The organism is Aeromonas sp. AE23HZ002T15 (genome assembly GCF_054165525.2).
In genome coordinates, this window is record NZ_CM201342.1 from 1,972,807 (window position 1) to 1,989,709 (window position 16,903).

The window sequence follows — 16,903 nt, forward strand, 5'->3', positions numbered from 1 at the left end:
CCGCCACCTCTCGGCGGCGGGCGGGTAACTTACAGGACCCGGGCCCTGCCGTGCAACCCGGGCGGTCCGTGCGGCGCCGCCCGGAGCCTGCCTCACAGGAAGCTGGTACCGTATTGCAGCTTCGGCAGACCGTGGTAGGCGGCGATGCTCTGGCCGATGTCGGCGAAGGTCTCGCGACGACCGAGGGAGCCCGCCTTGACCGGCTTGCCGTAGAACAGCACTGGGATGTACTCACGGGTGTGATCGGTGCCGCTCCAGGTCGGATCGCAACCATGGTCGGCGGTCAGCACCACCACATCGCCATCTTCCAGCAGCTCGAACAGCTCCGGCAGACGGGAGTCGAAGTACTCCAGTGCGTCGGCGTAGCCCTTGACGTCACGGCGGTGACCGTAGGAGGAGTCGAAGTCCACGAAGTTGGTGAAGACGATGGTGTTGTCACCGGCGGCCTTTACCTCTTCCAGGGTTCTGTCCCACAGCTCGGTCAGGCCTGTGCCCTTCACCTGCTTGGTGATGCCCTGCTGGGCGTAGATGTCGGCGATCTTGCCGATGGAGACCACCTGGCCACCCGCATCCTTCATGAAGTCCAGCACGGTCGGCGCCGGCGGCAGCACTGAGTAGTCGTGACGGTTGCCGGTGCGCTTGAAGTTGCCCTTGCCGGTGCCCACGAACGGACGGGCTATGACGCGACCGATGTTGTAGGGTTCCAGCAGCTCACGCACGATGTGGCACAGCTCATAGAGCTTCTCGAGGCCGTAGGTCTCTTCGTGGCAGGCGATCTGGAACACGGAGTCGGCGGAGGTGTAGAGGATCGGCTTGCCGGTGCGCATATGCTCTTCACCGAGATCGTCCAGCACCTGGGTACCGGAGGCGTGGCAGTTGCCGAGGTAGCCCGGCAGGCCCGCCTTCTCGACGATGGCATCCAGCAGCTCCTGCGGGAAGCTGTTGTGATGATCGTGGAAGTAACCCCAGTCGAACAGCACGGGCACGCCGGCGATCTCCCAGTGGCCGGACGGGGTGTCCTTGCCGGAGGAGAGCTCCTGGGCGAAGCCGTAGGCGCCGATCACCTCGATGTCCTTCTTCAGGCCAGCCGGGAAGATGCCGGAGGCAAGTTCCCCCGCATGGCCCAGGCCCAGCTTGTTCAGGTTCGGCAGGTTCAGCGGGCCGCGGCCCTCGAACTTACCGTCGGCACAGGCCTTGGCGATATGGCCAAGGGTGTTGGCGCCCACATCTCCGAACTTCTCGGCATCGGCGGCAGCGCCAATACCGAAAGAGTCCATCATCAGAATAAAGGTACGTTTCATGGGACTTCCCCTTGTTACAAATCAGCCAGACCGATGCGACGATAGACCTCGGGCAGAGCCTCTGGTCGGGTGTCGCCGATCCTGACAGCCGCCTGCACCATGCTGGCAGCCTGAGCGAATTGCTCTTCGGTTTGAGCGTGGATCAGCGCGAGCGGCTTGTCAGCATCGACGCTCTGACCCAGGCGGATAAAGTCGGTCAGACCGACCGCATAATCGAGTTTGTCGCCGGCGGCGCGGCGACCACCACCCATGGCGACCACGGCCAGACCCAGCTCGCGGGTATCCATGGCGGTCACGAAACCGCTCTTGGGTGCGAACACGGGACGTACTATGGCCGCCTTCGGCAGATGGCTGTCGTAGCGCTCCATGAAGTCGCTCGGACCACCGAGGCCAGTGACCATGCGACCGAAGATCTCGGCCGCCTTGCCGTTGTCCAACACCGCCTGCAGCTTGGCGCGGGCATCGGCGTCATCGCTGGCGAGGCCGGCGGAGATCAGCATCTCGGCGCACAGGGCCAGGGTCACTTCGTGGATGCGCGGGTTGCGGTACTCGCCGGTCAGGTAGCGCACGGCTTCGCGCACTTCCACGGCGTTGCCGGCGCTGGAGGCCAGCACCTGGTTCATGTCGGTCAGCAGCGCCGAGGTACGGCAGCCGGCGCCGTTGGCCACGGCGACTATGCTCTTGGCCAGCTCCTCAGATGCTTCAAACGTCGGCATAAAGGCGCCCGATCCCACTTTCACGTCCATCACCAAGGCTTCGAGGCCGGAGGCCAGCTTCTTGGAGAGGATGGAGCCGGTGATCATGGCGATGGATTCGACGGTGGCCGTGATGTCGCGTACCGCATAGATGCGCTTGTCCGCCGGGGCGAGATCGCCGGTCTGGCCTATGATGGCCACACCCGCTTCTTTCACCACCTTCAGGAAGCGATCGTTGTCGACCGAGGTCTGATAGCCGGGGATGGCATCCAGCTTGTCCAGGGTACCGCCGGTGTGACCGAGGCCACGGCCGGAGATCATGGGGACGAAGCCACCGCAAGCGGCGACCATGGGGCCCAGCATCAGGGAGACCACGTCACCCACCCCGCCGGTGGAGTGCTTGTCGACGATGGGGCCGCCGAGGTTCAGGTGATCCCAGGAGAGCACCATGCCGGAGTCGCGCATGGCACAGGTCAGGGCCACCCGTTCATCCATGGTCATGTCCTTGAAGTAGACCGCCATGGCGAGCGCCGCGATCTGCCCTTCGCCTATGGTGTTGTTGGTAATGCCCTGGACGAAGAATTGAATCTCTTGGGTACTGAGCGCCTCACCGTTGCGCTTCTTGCGAATAATTTCTTGAGGCAAAAACATCTTTCATTCCCTCCGTGCGTCACGCACGAACACAGACCGAACAGGATCCGATGAGGGGACGGCGTGCCGTCCCCTGCCGCGACTTAGTAACCGCTGGTGTTGGCCGGCTTGTCGCCGTGGCCCAGGGTCGCCAGCAGGCTGGCCAGCAGGCTGGACGCGCCGAAGCGGAAGGTGCGGGGGGAGACCCAGTCCTTACCCAGGATCTCTTCGGCCATGGCCAGGTACTGACCCGCCACGGCGGCGTCTTTCACGCCACCCGCCGGCTTGAAGCCCACTTTCGGGTTCTTGGCCTTGATCACTTCCATCATGATGCGCGCCGCTTCCGGGGTCGCGTTCACCGGCACCTTGCCGGTGGAGGTCTTGATGAAGTCGGCACCGGCGTCGATGGAGATCTCGGAGGCGCGACGGATCAGCGCCTCTTCCTTCAGCTCGCCGGTCTCGATGATCACCTTCAGCAGGGCTTGAGTGCCGCAGGCTTCCTTACAAGCTTTGACCAGATCGAAGCCAACCTGTTCATTGCCGGCCATGAAGGCGCGGTAAGGGAAGACGACGTCCACCTCGTCGGCACCGTAGGCGACGGCGGCGCGGGTCTCGGCCACGGCGATCTCGATGTCGTCGTTGCCGTGGGGGAAGTTGGTCACGGTGGCGATACGCACGTCGGCGGCGCCGATCTCACGCAGGGTCTTGCGTGCGATGGGGATGAAACGGGGATAGATGCAGACGGCGGCGGTGAGGCCGGCCGGGGACTTGGCCTTGCGGCACAGGTCGATCACCTTCTGATCGGTGTCGTCATCGTTCAGGGTGGTCAGGTCCATCAGGTTCAGGGCGCGTTGGGCGGCCACTTTCAGATCGGTCATGCTATGTCTCCAAAGTCTCGATGATTCCCAATACCAGCGATCAGCATCCGCCGAACCAGCAGGATCGGCAAGTGAAGATCCCGGGTAAAGGGGATATGGAATTGCAGCGCAAAATGCACAGGCAATACGGCTGCAAATAAGGCAAGAGCCCTGTCACTTTCTTACAAAAGTGCGGACTTGGTTCCATGAAGACTTGAGAAAGGCCGACAACCGCTGACCCGAGTTCCCAATCAATTCCATTTGACCGCCAACACCCGACTTGAGCGGGTATTAGTCAATGCCAGCACCCTGCTGGCATCGCCTATTTCAGCCGAGATACCCCGTGTTTGCAAGCCGGATTTGCCAATTTCAGAGGTACCTCACATCTGGCAAAACCGGGTCTGGAAAGTGCTTAAGAGAAGAACTTGGTCAGGATCCAGGAGTAGGCTATCCCCCCCAGATAGACCCCGACTATGCCCATCACGCCGGACAGAACCGGTGGTGCCGGAATAGGCAATTTGAGGAAAGAAAACAACACGCCAACAAGAAAGCCGGCTGCCATCGCCAGTAGCACTTCATTCATATAACCTCCGATTTGACTCATTTTTTTATTAGTTTAAGCAGGAAAACGGTTGTCACCGCTCCAAACGCGAACGCCACAGCTTTTCGCTGTGGCGTTCGTCTTTACCCTTGTATCAGGTAAATCTTACATGGCGGTCAGTGCCAGGAAGAAGCCTGCGATAGTGGCAGACATCAGGTTGGACAGAGAGCCAGCCAGTACGGCCTTCAGACCGAACTTGGCGATGGTGCCGCGGCGGTTCGGTGCCATGGAGCCCAGACCACCCAGCAGGATGGCGACGGAGGACAGGTTGGCGAAGCCGCACAGGGCGAAGGAGATGATGGCCTTGGTGTGGTCGGACATGGCCACGCCGTTGATCAGCATCTCATCCTTCAGATAAGGCGCGAAGTTCAGGTAGGCCACGAACTCGTTCACCACCAGCTTCTGACCGATGAAGGAACCGGCAACGATGGCTTCGTTCCAGGGTACCCCGATCAGGAAGGCCAGCGGGGAGAACAGCCAGCCCAGCAGCAGTTCCAGGGACAGTTCAGGCATGCCGAACCAGCCACCCACACCGGAGAAGATACCGTTGATCATGGCGATGAGGCCGATGAAGGCCAGCAGCATGGCCCCCACGTTCAGGGCCAGTTGCAGACCGGCGGAGGCACCCGCGGCGGCGGCGTCGATCACGTTGGCCGGCTTGTCGTCCAGCTCGCCATCGGCGGCGTTCTCGTCGTAGTTGGGGGTCTCGGTTTCCGGCACGATCAGCTTGGCGAACAGCAGGCCACCCGGTGCAGCCATGAAGGAGGCGGCGATCAGGTATTCCATCTTGACGCCCATGGAGGCGTAGCCGGCCAGCACGGAGCCGGCAACGGAGGCCAGGCCACCACACATGACGGCGAACAGCTCGGAGTCGGTCATCTTGGAGATGAAGGGACGTACCACCAGCGGGGCTTCGGTCTGGCCCACGAAGATGTTGGCGGTCGCAGACAGGGATTCGGTACGGGAGGTACCCAGCACCTTCTGCAGGCCACCACCCAGCAGCTTGATCACCCACTGCATGATGCCGAGGTAGTAGAGAACCGCGATCAGGGAGGAGAAGAAGATGATGACCGGCAGAACCCGGAAGGCGAAGATGAAGCCGCCGCCGCCGAACACTTCAAACATCTTGTTGCTGACCAGACCACCGAACAGGAATTCGATGCCGTTCTGGCCATAACCGATGACGCTGGAGACGGCATCGGAGACGCCCACCAGAATGTCGCGGCCCACCGGGACGTAGAGCACGAATGCACCCAGGCCAGCCTGAATGGCAAAGGCACCCGCCACGGTACGAACTTTGATTGCCTTGCGATTGCTGGAGAACAGCACCGCGATAAGGATGAGCGTGACCATCCCTACCAGACCCATAATCAGATTCATTATTAACACTTCCTCTTAAGTAGCACCTTCCAGCTTGTTAACGTTTTGTGTCTTGCAGCCGTTAATCAAGGGTGCGCATTATACTAATTACGGTGCGACAAAGTAGAATGCTGGTCACATTTTATAAGCCCGAAACGGGCCGGACATCGTTTAATTAGAGCGCAAACGATTTTTATGGGCCCTATTTTTCATCACAGCGCTATCAATAGTTAATCAAGTGTTAATTGCCATGTTGAGCCGCGGGAAAGCCTGCAAGGTGGATTCACGTAACACCGAAGCAACATCCGCCAGCGGTTGCTGCCGCAATTGCGCCAGCAACTGGATGATGGTCAGCAGGCTGGCCGGGGTGTTCGGCTCTCCCTGCTGCCCCTGCAGCGGCATGTCGGGGGCGTCCGTCTCCAGCAGCAGCGCCTCCAGCGGCATCTCCCGCACCGCCTCCCGGGTCTTGTTGGCCCGCTCATAGCTGATGACCCCCCCGATCCCCAACCTGAAGCCGAGCCGCCAGAAGACTTCCGCCTGCTGCAAGGAGCCGCCGAAGGCATGGATCACGCCGCCACAGGCTGGTTTGAAGCGCCGCAGGATCTTGGCGACAGTGTCGTTGGCCCGCACCGAGTGGACGATGAGCGGCAGATCGAACTCCATGGCCAGCCTTATCTGCGCCTCGAACGACTCGACCTGCCCCGCCTGCGGCACCTGGCTGCGCAGATCCAGCCCGCACTCGCCGATGGCCACCAGGCCGCGGGGTTCACTCGCCAGCAGGGCATGCAGTCGCGCCAGCACGCCCTCGGTCTGGGCCCCCACATACCAGGGATGGATACCGAGGCCATAGGCAATGCCGGCATGGCGCTCGGCCAGCCCCATCACCCTGTCCCAGTTTTCCTCCCCCACGGCGGGGATGATATACTCCCCCACCCCCAGCTGGCGCCACGCCACCAGCCGCGCCTCCCGATCCCCATCGAAGACCGGAAAATCGAGGTGGCAATGGGTGTCGATCAGTTGCATGTCACGCTTACCTGTTTGTCGTATTTAATGGGTTGATTCAATGTCAAAACGCGCTTCCCGGGGCTTTACCCTGATAGAACTGGTGCTGGTCATCATAGTACTGGGGATCCTGGCGGTCACCGCCCTGCCCCGCTTCATCAATGTGCAGGACGATGCGCTCAAGAGCAGCGTGGCGGCGACCGCGGGCAGCTTCTCCAGCGCCGTGCAACTGGCTCATGCTGGCTGGGCCGTCAAGGTGAAGGGAGAGCCGCTGGCACTCTATAACTTTAGCGGCATGGGCAGGCAGGATCTCGACATCAACAGCCTGGGCTGGCCGGTGGGCACCAAGGAGGATCAGGGGGGCCAGGGGCCGGACACCATATTCCCGGGGGGAGACAGCGATCAGATCTCCGTCAGCAGCAGGGACGACTGCGAGAGCCTGTTCACCGGCCTGCTCGACACCGATCAGACGGCGGCCGATGAGCTACACACCGACTCGGACAGCGACTATATCTCCCGGCTTATCCCGGCTGACCATCAAACCGCTGGCAACCTGCGCCACGACAACTGCCGCTATATCCTGCGAGATTCCATCGGCCGCTTCCCCGCCTATCCAGACGGGCTCGGCTTCGATTACAACAGCGTCACCGGCGCCGTGACTCGCAACTTTCGGTGAGAGATGAGGGCTCCTCTGCCATTACCGGCGGCTTGAGCTCCTCCTCATCCCGGCGTACCGGCACGCAGCAGCGCCGGTTCTCCTGGACAAGTCCCCACTCCTGGCACCAGGCATCGTAGCGAGCCAGCCAATTCAGCAACACGCCTTTCATCTTCTGCTCCTTATTGCCAACGCAGGCAGCCTGTCTGCCCCTGACTAGCCCGTCGTCACGCCGTTGCGGGTCGATTATGAACGACCCGACGGCAACAACAGGCCCATGCTGATCTCGTCCACCTCTCTGTCTGCCAGCCGATAGGCTCGCCGCCGCAGCCCCTCGTCAACGAAGCCGCATTTGCGATAGAGGCCGTGAGCCAGCTCGTTGTCCGCCATCACCCCCAGTTCCAGCCGGCTGATGCCGCACCCCGGCGCGGCCGCAATCAGGGTTGTCAGCAAGCGCTCACCCCAACCCTGACCTCGTGCGCTCTGACGCAGGCCCATCACCACCAGGGCACAGTGCCGGTTGCGCCGCAGGCCGCCCCCTATCATGACGGCGAAGCCCTGTATCTCACCGGCCAGTTCCAGCAGCCAGATGCGCTGGTTGGGGCTGGCCGCCATGGCTGTCAGGCGCTGACGCTGCCCCTCGACATCCGATGGTCGCTCTCCCGCCTCATAGAGCATGAAGCGGGTCTCCTTGTCCAACTGCTGGAAGAAGCTGTCCAGCGCGGCAGCGTCTTCCACGACGGCCACACGAATACTCATCCCTGATTGCTCCTTCCCCACCACCCGGTGGCGGTCATAAAAAACGACTCCATTTGGAGTCGTTTTTTATCAGAGCCATCTGGCTAATTCAATGCAGGCCTTGGCAGGCAGGCTCAGACGAGCGACGGCTTCTACCTGCATGGAGCCGGTGGAACATGGCCACCGGCAAAATGCCTGTCGGCCCGACGTCAATCGGCCTTGGCAGGCAGGCTCAGACGGGCGACGGCTTCTACATGCATGGAGTGCGGGAACATGTCCACCGGCTGCACCTCGTCCAGCACGAAGCCATGCTTGACCAGCCAGGCCAGGTCACGGGCCAGGGTCTGGGGGTTGCAGGAGACATAGACCAGCCGGCGCGGCGCCATGGCCACCAGGGTCTGCAGCACCGCCTTGTCACAGCCCTTGCGGGGCGGATCCATCACCACCACATCGGCGCTCACCCCCTGGGCGTGCAGCTCCGGCATCAGCTGCTCGGCCTTGCCCACGTGGAATTCGGTGTGTTCGATGCCGTTCAGGGCCGCATTGCGACGGGCATCCTGGATGGCGCTCTCCACCGATTCGATGCCGACCACCTTGGCCGCCTTGGCCGCCAGGAACAGGGAGATGGTGCCGATGCCACAGTAGATGTCGAACACCGTCTCGCTGCCGGTCAGCTCGGCGTAGTCGAGGGCCTTGGAGTAGAGCACATCGGTCTGGCTCGGGTTGTTCTGGAAGAAGGAGAGCGGGGAGATCTCGAACGCGAGCTCGTGGATCTTGTCGCGGATCACCCCCTCCCCCAGCAGCACCCGGTTGTTCGCCCCCAAGATGCGGTTGGTGCGCTCGTCGTTGATGTTCTGCACCAGGGTAGTGATGGGCAGATCCGCCAGGGCGGCCAGCAGCTCGGCTTCAAACGGCAGCTCTTCGCCCAGGGTCACCAGCACCACCATCAGCTCGCCGCTCTTGAAGCCCTTGCGGGTCATCAGGTTGCGCACGCAGCCGCTGTGGTTCACCTCGTCATAGGCAGCAATCTCGTGCTCGCGCATCCAATTGCGTACCCGGGCATTGAGCTCAACGTGCAGGGAGTCCTGCACCGCGCAGTCGTCGGCGGTGATGAGGTCGTGGGAGTGCTTGCGATAGAAGCCGATCTCGGCGCCGGCGTCTGTGCCACGCACCGCATACTGCGCCTTGTTGCGATAGGCAAACGGGCTGTCCATACCGAGGATGGGGTTGACCTGGGTCACCAGGCCGGCCTGATCCAGCGCACCCTGCACCAGGGATTGCTTAAGCGCCAGCTGGGCCGGATAGGCAAGGGGGCGTACCTGGCAGCCACCGCACTCGGTGTTGGGGCAAAAATCCGGCACCCGATCGGCGGACGGCTGGGTCAGCTCCACCAGCTTGCCGTGCAGGTAGTTCGGCTTGACCTCGGTCAGTTCCACCAGCGCCTGCTCACCGGGCAAGAGCCCCTCGACAAACAGGGGGCGATCGAACAGGCGTCCCTTGCCATCCCCTTTGTCGGTCAGTTCCAGAATATCGATCTGATGTTGGTGTCCCACTAACGGCATGAGCGGCTCCGAAGGCATAGGTAAAAGAGGATGGAAACAGGGCAAGCCCGGCTACCCCGAATAAAGGGTGGCAGAGTTTAGCGGAGATCCACACAAAATGCAGGCATAAAAACGCGTCGTTGCGCAGATGAAGAGACGTTCGCGATGAGAGGGGAGGAGCGCTTCGGGCCGCCCCCGGGCAACAGCCGAGGCGAGACTTGGAAGAACCGAAGAGACGACGACGGGATACGAAACGCCGGGAATAAAAAAGCCGCCGGGCAGCGCCCGGCGGCAAGCTTCTCAATGGGAGCTTCTGTTACAAGCTGTAGGCCTTCTCGCCATGGCTGGTCACATCCAGTCCTTCGCGCTCGGCATCTTCCTTCACCCGCAGGCCCACCAGCAGATCCACCGCCTTGTAGGCCACGGCGGAGACCAGGGCGGTCCAGGCCACCGTCACCAGCACGCCGATCACCTGGATCTTCACCTGGGTCAGGATGGAGTAGCCCTCGGCCACCTGGTTGGTCACATAGTCCCAGACCCCGGTCCCACCCAGATCCGGGCTCGCAAACACCCCGGTCAGCACGGCACCGAGGATGCCGCACACCCCGTGCAGGCCGAACACGTCCAGGCTGTCATCGGCCCCCAGCAGGCGCTTGAGACCGTGCACCCCCCACAGACCGGCGACACCGCTCAAGAGCCCTATGATGAGGGCACCACCGACACCGACGAAACCGGCCGCCGGGGTGATGGCCACCAGACCAGCGACCGCACCCGATACCGCCCCCAGCAGGGAGGGACGCCCCTTCATCAGCCATTCGGCGAAGGTCCATGACAGCGCGGCCGCGGCAGGTGCCACCCAGGTATTGATCAGGGCCAGGGCGGCGGTACCGTTCGCTTCCAGCGCGGAGCCGGCGTTGAAGCCGAACCAGCCGAACCAGAGCAGGGCAGCCCCTATCATGGTCATGGTCAGGCTGTGGGGGGTCATGGGATCACGACCGTAGCCCACCCGCTTGCCCGCCATGAAGGCCCCCACCAGACCGGCGACCGCCGCGTTGATGTGCACCACTGTGCCGCCGGCAAAGTCTAGGGCGCCGTGCTGGAACAGGTAACCGGCGGTGGCACCGGCCGCTTCGGCGGCGGCCGCATCCGTATAGGCATCCGGGCCGGCCCAGTACCACACCATGTGCGCCATCGGGATGTAGGCGAAGGTGAACCAGATCACCGCGAACAGCAGTACCGCCGAGAACTTCATCCGCTCGGCGAAGCCGCCGACGATGAGGCCGCAGGTGATGGCCGCGAAGGCCCCCTGGAACACCACGAAGATGAATTCGCTGATCCCCACCCCCTTGCTGAAGGTGGCACCGATGGATTCGGGAGTGATCCCCATCAGCAACACCTTGTCGAAGGAGCCGTAGAAGGCGCCTCCCTCGGTGAAGGCCAGGGAGTAGCCATAGACGACCCAGAGCACCGTGATGAGGCAGAACAGGGTGAACACCTGCATCAGCACGCTCAGCATATTCTTGGCCCGTACCAGGCCACCGTAGAACAGGGCCAGCCCGGGGATGGACATCAGGATCACCAGGGTCGCGGCCACCATCAGCCAGGTGTTGTCGCCCTTGTTGATGGTAACGGCCGCCGCCTGCACCACATCGGCCTGCGCGGCCACCTCTTCGGCCCAACCGGGGGCGGCCATGGTGGCGCCCAGCGCCAGCAGGCCAGTCATTACGAGTCTCTTGAACATACAGCCCTCTCCTTGTCGTCCCGGCACCTGTCCGGGTCCATTTCCTGATATGAATGTCAAACTGGCTATTTACTCACATCGTCAAACCGGTATTGCCCCTCTGCCGATCCCGGCGGGATCATCATGGCGACATGATTGCTTCAAAGCATAAAGCAGGCCAAAAAATATAATTCTTATATTTCAATACCTTGAAATGAGGCTGGACGAGTGATGCACCATGATGGCGCAGCCTGGCCACAAACAGGAACGGGATCGCACTCCCGCTGTGCAGCCGCCTGGGGCCGCACCAAGATGGGACGGGGTCACAGAATGCGGAGATGAATTGGGCTGGCGGCAGGTGTTGCCGAGGTACTGATTCACCAAAGCACTGATGCCTGATGCACTGCAGCGATGTTAGCCCCGGCCCCCATACGGGCAGGGGGAGGCTGGCGAGCACGAGACGATCCGGGTGATACTGGCTGGGGCTCACCCCTTGCTCCACCATCCCCTAATCGTCATCGCCAGAGGCCTCCATGACCAATCTCAACATCACCGAAATCAAGGCCTTCGTGCCTGCCCGCGACTACGCCCTGTCCAGGCAGTTCTATCAGGATCTCGGCTTCACCCTGGCCTCGGACGGCGGCGGTGTCGCCTACTTCCACTTTGGGGAGGTGAGCTTCCTGCTGCAGGACCACTGCCACGAGAACCTGGCCGAACACTTCATGATGCATATCCTGGTGGAAGACGTGGCGGCCTGGTGGACCCATGTGAATGAGAGCGGCGTCGCCGCCCGCTACGGCGTCAGGGTCACCGAGATAGTCACCCAGCCGTGGCGGATGCGGGATTTTTGCCTCTATGACCCGTCCGGCGTGCTGTGGCGCATCGCCCAGAACATCGACTGAGCGGCGGGTGCAGAAAAACAAAAGGCCATCCCTGAGGATGGCCTTTTGTCATGAAATTGGATGGTGCCGGGGTCTCTATCGAATCGTGAATTTATTAGTATGATTTTAAAGGAAAAATCTGGATGTGGATTTTACTTATACCCCCAAAAATACCCCCACATCAGTGGCAGTGGTTGCTGCCTCCTCGAATCAGTGCGGGATATCTCAGGGGCAAGCCCCTTCCCTGTCCCGGGGAAATTACCCCTATACAGGGTGCGGTGAGGGGCCGGGCCATCCAGGTAAACGCCCCCTAGATTTGGTCACCGGCGTACCGGTCTGCCCTGCCGAAATGTCGGGTCAGATCATCGGCAACACCAAGAGCCTCTGGGTAGAGGTCAGTTCCCTATATGCCCACCCTTCACTGGTTTCATACTCACGGTGTTCTACTTCGCGCCGATGTATTTCGTTTTGCGCAGAACTGCGCAATTGCGCAATCTCCAGAACCCTCATCTCCTCCCCAGGCCTTGCCACGCCTCGAGCATCCTATATTGGTCTGTCCGTTGTATTTCGTTTTTGCGCAGTTCCAGTGCGCAGAGAAATGTGCAATTTGCGCAGTCTGTGGTTAGTGGCTTTGAAGATTACTTCCAATAGACGATAAAGCCCCCTACCCAAGCAACAGGTAACCACCAAGCCAATCTATGGATTAGCTTGGTGGATTTCTTTCGTAGAGATTAATCTCCAATAAACCAGCGGTAGTAGGGGTTGACTCGCTCTGCCGGGGTCATCTGGCCAACACCGCGTGCCCAGGCGTTGCGATTGCCCTGGTAGGCGTAAAAAGCCACCGAGTAGAAGTGATCCAGGGATTGCCATTCGCTCTCCACGGCAGCCCCAAACGCCGCGTCCGCATGGACGAGGGGCGGCGGGGTACGCAGGGCCAGCAGCTCTGGCAGCACCCGGGTGATCTCGTTGCGCCTGACCCAAGGGGCGTATTCGATGCGGGGCCAGTCATCGGTCACGGGCAGGGCCTTGCCGGCAAAGCGCAGCAAACCGTCCCGATCCGTGACCCAAGTGGCCAGCATGGCGGCCGGGCTGTCGATACCGACCTCGGCCAGGGCGGCTGCGACCTCGGGCCGGGCGAAGCGCTCGCTGATCCGCGGCGTATCCAGCACCAGCGGTTCGAGGGAACCAATTAGCAGCATCTCGTGAAACTCAGTGGTCCACAGGGTGGCGTGGGGGAACACCTCTATAAAGCTGCGCACCAGCGCACGGCTCTCTTCGATGTTCTGGGTAGGCAGCGGCAACCATTGGGCCAGCAGGCCACTCTTATGCAGGCGGCGGGCTGCCAGCCGATAGAAGTCGCGGGAGTAGAGATTCACCACCCCGGCCGCCGAGGGGGGTGGCGGCTCCAGGGTGATGAGATCGTAGCGCTCGTCGCTGCGCAGCAGCTCCCGTCGCCCGTCGCGCAGGCGGATGTCGAGGCGAGAGTCCCGCACCGCATCGTAATTGCCCTTGAACAGGGGCGCGGCTTCCAGCACTTCTGGCAGCAGCTCGGCCACCACGGGGCGGGTCAGGCCCGGGTCGCGCAGCATGGCACCGGCCGTGATGCCAGTGCCAAAGCCAATCACCAGAGCGGATTCTGGCTGCTCGTCATGGATCAGCAGGGGCAGCAGCGCCTGCAGCCGCATGTAGCGCAGGGAAGGCATGGCATCACCGGTATTGGATACCCCCTGGATATAGAGACGATTGAAGCTTTTCTCGGCACGACCCTGGGTGACGACGGCCACTGTGCCCCCCTTACCCTCGTGGTAGTAAGCGAGCTGCCCGTTTCTGGCCCCCGGCAGCAGCTCTGCCAACCGCTGGGGCGGCGTCAGTACACCGATAACCAGGGTCGCCAACGTCATGGCGAGAACGGCACCACGGTAGCGGCCCTGGGCCTGGCTTTGCCAGGCGGCGATGCAGCCCACCAGGGCTGCCAGCATGGCCAGCAGCGCCAGGGTGCGCACCAGACCGAGAAGCGGGATCAGCACAAACCCGGTCAAAGCCACCCCGACGATGCCGCCAAGGGTGTTGAGGGCGACCACAGTGCCTACATCCCGGCCAACTCGTTGGCTGGTGGCCGCCAGTTTCAGCGCTAACGGGAAGGCGGCGCCGAGCAGAGTGGTGGGGAGAAAGACAGTGGACAGCGCCACCGTGAGGAAGCGAACGCACATGCCAGCCAGCTCATTACCGGTCAGCTGCAGGGTCCAGGCTTCCAACTGGGATTGGGCCATGACGAGCCAGCGGCCAAGACCGGCCACCTGCAACAACGCCAGCAGCCCGGCCATGGTGATCAGCAGGCCGAACAGCCCCCAGGGACTGTGGATACGCTCAGCGCGGCGCGCGTAGAGGGCGCTGCCGAGCATCAGGCCGGTCAGGTAGGTAGCCAGCACCACGGCAAAGGCGAAGGTGCGGGTACTCATGAACTGCACTATGGATTGGCTCCAGACCACCTCATAACCAAGGGCGATGCCACCGGCCACGCAATAGAGCAGCACAGCGAGGCGCGCCGAGGCAGTCCCAGGCTCAGGGGTAGAAATGGTCGGCAGGGAGAGCCGGGCGTGGCGATACCAGAGCCAGGCACCGAGGGCCGCCAGCAGGTTCAGGGCGGCGGCGCTGAAGGCGCTGCCCTTGACCCCCATTTGTGGCAGCAATACGAAGGCGGTGAGCAGGGTACCGACGATGGCGCCGGCGGTATTGGCCGCATAGAGACTGCCCCCGGCCCGCGCCACCTGATGGCTGGCGGGGGTCAGGGCGCGCACCAGCACAGGTAGTGTTCCCCCCATCAAGAAGGCGGGCAGGCCGACGAGCAGGAATGGCAACACCCAGGCGAGCAGGCCCAGGGTCATTTCGAGGCGTGCGAAGAGCTCGGCTACATTGGCTAGGGCCAGGGTAGCGCTGATGCCGAGCAGGGCCACGGCCAGTTCCAGCACGGCATAGAGACGCACCGGTTGAGCCATGCGGTCGGACTTTCGGCCAAAATAGAGTCCGCCGAGGGCAAGACCGGCAAAGAAGGCGCTAATTCCAGTGGTGACGGCATAAACTTCTACCCCCACCACCAAAGAAAGTTGTTTTACCCAGAGAACTTGATAGATCAGCGCAGCCCCCCCTGATGCGAACAGGAGCGAAGCTGGCAGCAGCATATGCAGAGTGGGTCGATTGGGTGAGGCCGGATCCACCTTGTGATGGTGGGAAGCGGAGCGGGCGGCTGTAGACATCGAGAACGCCTTATCGGATCGGGTGATCCGTACGAGCAGAAGAGATAAAAAGGCGCCCGCCATGGGAGGGCGCCTTGACGATACTTATTGTTTTTGGCTCATCTTGGCTTCGATCTTCTTGTCTACATCGGCCCGGATCTGGTCGATGCTGAAGCTGGCCGGACGCTGGCTGGGCGGATAGTCCACGAAGGTCTGCAGGAAAGCAGCCGCCTTGCGAGTGCCCTCGAAGAGCAGATAGTCGTTCTTGGCCAGCCAGTCGTAGTACTGGTCGGAGACCACGTCGGCCCGTTCGTACGGATCCATGCGCAGGTTGAACAGCTTGGGTGTACGCAGGCAGGTGAAGGGCTCACTCCATACCTTGAAACCGCCCGGCGCCCGCTGTTCGCAGAACACCACTTTCCAGTTGTCAAAGCGCATAGCCACCAGATCACCGTCATCGCTGAAGTAGTAGAACTCTTTGCGCGCACTCTTGTCGCTCTTGCCGGTCAGGTAGTCCAGCTGATTGAAGCCGTCGAGGTGTACCTTGAAGTTCTTGCCACCGAGATCGGTACCCTTGAGCAGGCGATCCTTGATGTCGGTATCACCCACCGCGGCCAGCAGGGTCGGGAACCAGTCAAGGCCGGAGAACATCTGGGTGGAGATGGTGTCCGGCTTGATGTGGCCAGGCCAACGGACCAGCGCAGGAACCCGGTAGGCCCCTTCCCAGTTGGAGTTCTTCTCGTTGCGGAACGGCGTGGTAGCCGCATCCGGCCAGGACCACTGGTTCGGCCCGTTGTCCGTGGTGTACACCACTATGGTGTTGTCCGCGATCTTCAGGTCGTCCACCGCCTTGAGCAGCTTACCGACGTCGCCGTCATGCTCGAGCATGCCATCGGCGTACTCGTTGCCCGGCATGCCGCTCTGGCCCTGCATGGATTCACGCACGTGGGTAAAGGCATGCATGCGGGTGGTGTTCATCCAGACGAAGAAGGGTTTCTCCGCCTTGACCTGTTTCTCCATGAAGTTGATGGCCGCCTGGGTGGTGTCATCGTCGATAGTCTCCATCCGCTTCTTGTTGAGCGGACCTGTGTCTTCGATCTTGCCATCGGCGGTGGAATGGATCACCCCGCGCGGTGAGGCCGCCTTGACGAACTCGGCATCATCCTTGGGCCAGTAAGGGCGCTCGGGCTCCTCTTCCGCATTCAGGTGGTAGAGGTTGCCGAAGAACTCGTCGAAGCCGTGGTTGGTGGGCAGGTATTCATCCCTGTCCCCCAGGTGGTTCTTGCCGAACTGGCCGGTGGCATAGCCGTGGGACTTCAGCGCCTGGGCTATGGTCACATCACGGGCCTGCAGGCCGACCGGCACTCCGGGCATGCCCACCTTGGAGAGGCCGGTACGCAGTGCGGACTGGCCCGTGATGAAGGTAGAACGACCGGCGGTGCAGCTGTTTTCCGCGTAGTAGTCGGTGAACATCACCCCTTCCTTGGCGATGCGGTCTATGTTCGGTGTCTGGTAACCGACGACGCCCTTGCCATAGGCGCTGATGTTGGTCTGGCCGATGTCATCGCCGAAGATCACCAGGATGTTGGGTTTCTCCGCCGCGGCGGCGGCCGAGGCCGCCAGGGCTGTCACTATGGAAAGTGCCAGCCCGGGCATCCACTTTCTTGCAAATGTCATAGTTACTTCTCCG

The 16,903-nt window shown here is 61.9% G+C and carries 14 protein-coding genes; 2 read left to right on the forward strand and 12 right to left on the reverse strand.

Annotation, left to right across the window (positions count from 1 at the left end; genetic code table 11):
• Positions 1-92: 92 nt before the first annotated feature.
• The 6 genes from ACT5M9_RS09065 to ACT5M9_RS09090 form a co-directional block, all read right to left on the reverse strand.
• Positions 93-1,301, reverse strand: a complete 1,209-nt coding sequence (locus ACT5M9_RS09065) for a phosphopentomutase (RefSeq protein WP_457981923.1) — start codon at positions 1,299-1,301, stop codon at positions 93-95.
• A gap of 14 nt (positions 1,302-1,315) precedes the next feature.
• Entirely contained in the window at positions 1,316-2,647 is a 1,332-nt protein-coding gene (gene deoA, locus ACT5M9_RS09070; RefSeq protein WP_457981922.1) for a thymidine phosphorylase, read from the reverse strand.
• An 83-nt stretch (positions 2,648-2,730) separates the two neighbouring features.
• Positions 2,731-3,504 carry a deoxyribose-phosphate aldolase gene (gene deoC / locus ACT5M9_RS09075; RefSeq protein ID WP_438550725.1) on the reverse strand — a complete coding sequence of 258 codons (774 nt, stop codon included), beginning with the start codon at positions 3,502-3,504 and terminating at the stop codon, positions 2,731-2,733.
• A 391-nt stretch (positions 3,505-3,895) separates the two neighbouring features.
• Positions 3,896-4,066 carry a XapX domain-containing protein gene (locus tag ACT5M9_RS09080; protein WP_349919750.1) on the reverse strand — a complete coding sequence of 57 codons (171 nt, stop codon included), beginning with the start codon at positions 4,064-4,066 and terminating at the stop codon, positions 3,896-3,898.
• 123 nt (positions 4,067-4,189) lie between these two features.
• Positions 4,190-5,464, reverse strand: a complete 1,275-nt coding sequence (locus ACT5M9_RS09085) for a NupC/NupG family nucleoside CNT transporter (RefSeq protein ID WP_438550726.1) — start codon at positions 5,462-5,464, stop codon at positions 4,190-4,192.
• Between the two features lie 213 nt (positions 5,465-5,677).
• Positions 5,678-6,466, reverse strand: coding sequence for a TatD family hydrolase (locus ACT5M9_RS09090; protein ID WP_457981921.1), 789 nt, complete (start codon positions 6,464-6,466; stop codon positions 5,678-5,680).
• Positions 6,467-6,506: 40 nt separating this feature from the next.
• Here ACT5M9_RS09090 and tppF point away from each other — a divergent pair, with 40 nt between their 5' ends.
• Positions 6,507-7,121 carry a type IVa pilus pseudopilin TppF gene (tppF, locus tag ACT5M9_RS09095; protein ID WP_457981920.1) on the forward strand — a complete coding sequence of 205 codons (615 nt, stop codon included), beginning with the start codon at positions 6,507-6,509 and terminating at the stop codon, positions 7,119-7,121.
• Here tppF and ACT5M9_RS09100 read toward each other — a convergent pair.
• From ACT5M9_RS09100 to ACT5M9_RS09115, 4 genes are all read right to left on the reverse strand, one after another.
• On the reverse strand, positions 7,090-7,272 hold the full coding sequence (locus tag ACT5M9_RS09100; RefSeq protein WP_457981919.1) for a DUF5363 family protein: 183 nt from the start codon (positions 7,270-7,272) through the stop codon (positions 7,090-7,092). The two genes, tppF and ACT5M9_RS09100, sit on opposite strands and share 32 nt — an antisense overlap.
• A gap of 74 nt (positions 7,273-7,346) precedes the next feature.
• The gene (locus ACT5M9_RS09105) at positions 7,347-7,859 is read right to left on the reverse strand and encodes a GNAT family N-acetyltransferase (RefSeq protein WP_457981918.1); all 513 of its coding nucleotides are present in this window, start codon (positions 7,857-7,859) and stop codon (positions 7,347-7,349) included.
• Between the two features lie 188 nt (positions 7,860-8,047).
• Positions 8,048-9,400, reverse strand: coding sequence for a 23S rRNA (uracil(1939)-C(5))-methyltransferase RlmD (rlmD, locus tag ACT5M9_RS09110; protein WP_457981917.1), 1,353 nt, complete (start codon positions 9,398-9,400; stop codon positions 8,048-8,050).
• A 295-nt stretch (positions 9,401-9,695) separates the two neighbouring features.
• Positions 9,696-11,120, reverse strand: a complete 1,425-nt coding sequence (locus tag ACT5M9_RS09115; RefSeq protein ID WP_457981916.1) for an ammonium transporter — start codon at positions 11,118-11,120, stop codon at positions 9,696-9,698.
• A 512-nt stretch (positions 11,121-11,632) separates the two neighbouring features.
• On the opposite strand from ACT5M9_RS09115, the gene ACT5M9_RS09120 reads away from it, so the two are divergent.
• On the forward strand, positions 11,633-12,001 hold the full coding sequence (locus ACT5M9_RS09120; RefSeq protein WP_457981915.1) for a VOC family protein: 369 nt from the start codon (positions 11,633-11,635) through the stop codon (positions 11,999-12,001).
• A gap of 710 nt (positions 12,002-12,711) precedes the next feature.
• Here ACT5M9_RS09120 and ACT5M9_RS09125 read toward each other — a convergent pair.
• Positions 12,712-15,297, reverse strand: coding sequence for a fused MFS/spermidine synthase (locus ACT5M9_RS09125; protein ID WP_520395665.1), 2,586 nt, complete (start codon positions 15,295-15,297; stop codon positions 12,712-12,714).
• Between the two features lie 21 nt (positions 15,298-15,318).
• Positions 15,319-16,890 (reverse strand): arylsulfatase, encoded by a 1,572-nt coding sequence (locus ACT5M9_RS09130; RefSeq protein ID WP_457981914.1) that lies wholly within the window; start codon positions 16,888-16,890, stop codon positions 15,319-15,321.
• Positions 16,891-16,903 lie beyond the last annotated feature (13 nt).

Bases quoted from the DNA above. Each gene is read 5' to 3' on its own strand.
- ACT5M9_RS09065 (WP_457981923.1), bottom strand. From the start codon at position 1,301: ATGAAACGTACCTTTATTCTGATGATGGACTCTTTCGGTATTGGCGCT.
- deoA (WP_457981922.1), bottom strand. From the start codon at position 2,647: ATGTTTTTGCCTCAAGAAATTATTCGCAAGAAGCGCAACGGTGAGGCG.
- deoC (WP_438550725.1), bottom strand. From the start codon at position 3,504: ATGACCGATCTGAAAGTGGCCGCCCAACGCGCCCTGAACCTGATGGAC.
- ACT5M9_RS09080 (WP_349919750.1), bottom strand. From the start codon at position 4,066: ATGAATGAAGTGCTACTGGCGATGGCAGCCGGCTTTCTTGTTGGCGTG.
- ACT5M9_RS09085 (WP_438550726.1), bottom strand. From the start codon at position 5,464: ATGAATCTGATTATGGGTCTGGTAGGGATGGTCACGCTCATCCTTATC.
- ACT5M9_RS09090 (WP_457981921.1), bottom strand. From the start codon at position 6,466: ATGCAACTGATCGACACCCATTGCCACCTCGATTTTCCGGTCTTCGAT.
- tppF (WP_457981920.1), top strand. From the start codon at position 6,507: ATGTCAAAACGCGCTTCCCGGGGCTTTACCCTGATAGAACTGGTGCTG.
- ACT5M9_RS09100 (WP_457981919.1), bottom strand. From the start codon at position 7,272: ATGAAAGGCGTGTTGCTGAATTGGCTGGCTCGCTACGATGCCTGGTGC.
- ACT5M9_RS09105 (WP_457981918.1), bottom strand. From the start codon at position 7,859: ATGAGTATTCGTGTGGCCGTCGTGGAAGACGCTGCCGCGCTGGACAGC.
- rlmD (WP_457981917.1), bottom strand. From the start codon at position 9,400: ATGCCGTTAGTGGGACACCAACATCAGATCGATATTCTGGAACTGACC.
- ACT5M9_RS09115 (WP_457981916.1), bottom strand. From the start codon at position 11,120: ATGTTCAAGAGACTCGTAATGACTGGCCTGCTGGCGCTGGGCGCCACC.
- ACT5M9_RS09120 (WP_457981915.1), top strand. From the start codon at position 11,633: ATGACCAATCTCAACATCACCGAAATCAAGGCCTTCGTGCCTGCCCGC.
- ACT5M9_RS09125 (WP_520395665.1), bottom strand. From the start codon at position 15,297: ATGGCGGGCGCCTTTTTATCTCTTCTGCTCGTACGGATCACCCGATCC.
- ACT5M9_RS09130 (WP_457981914.1), bottom strand. From the start codon at position 16,890: ATGACATTTGCAAGAAAGTGGATGCCCGGGCTGGCACTTTCCATAGTG.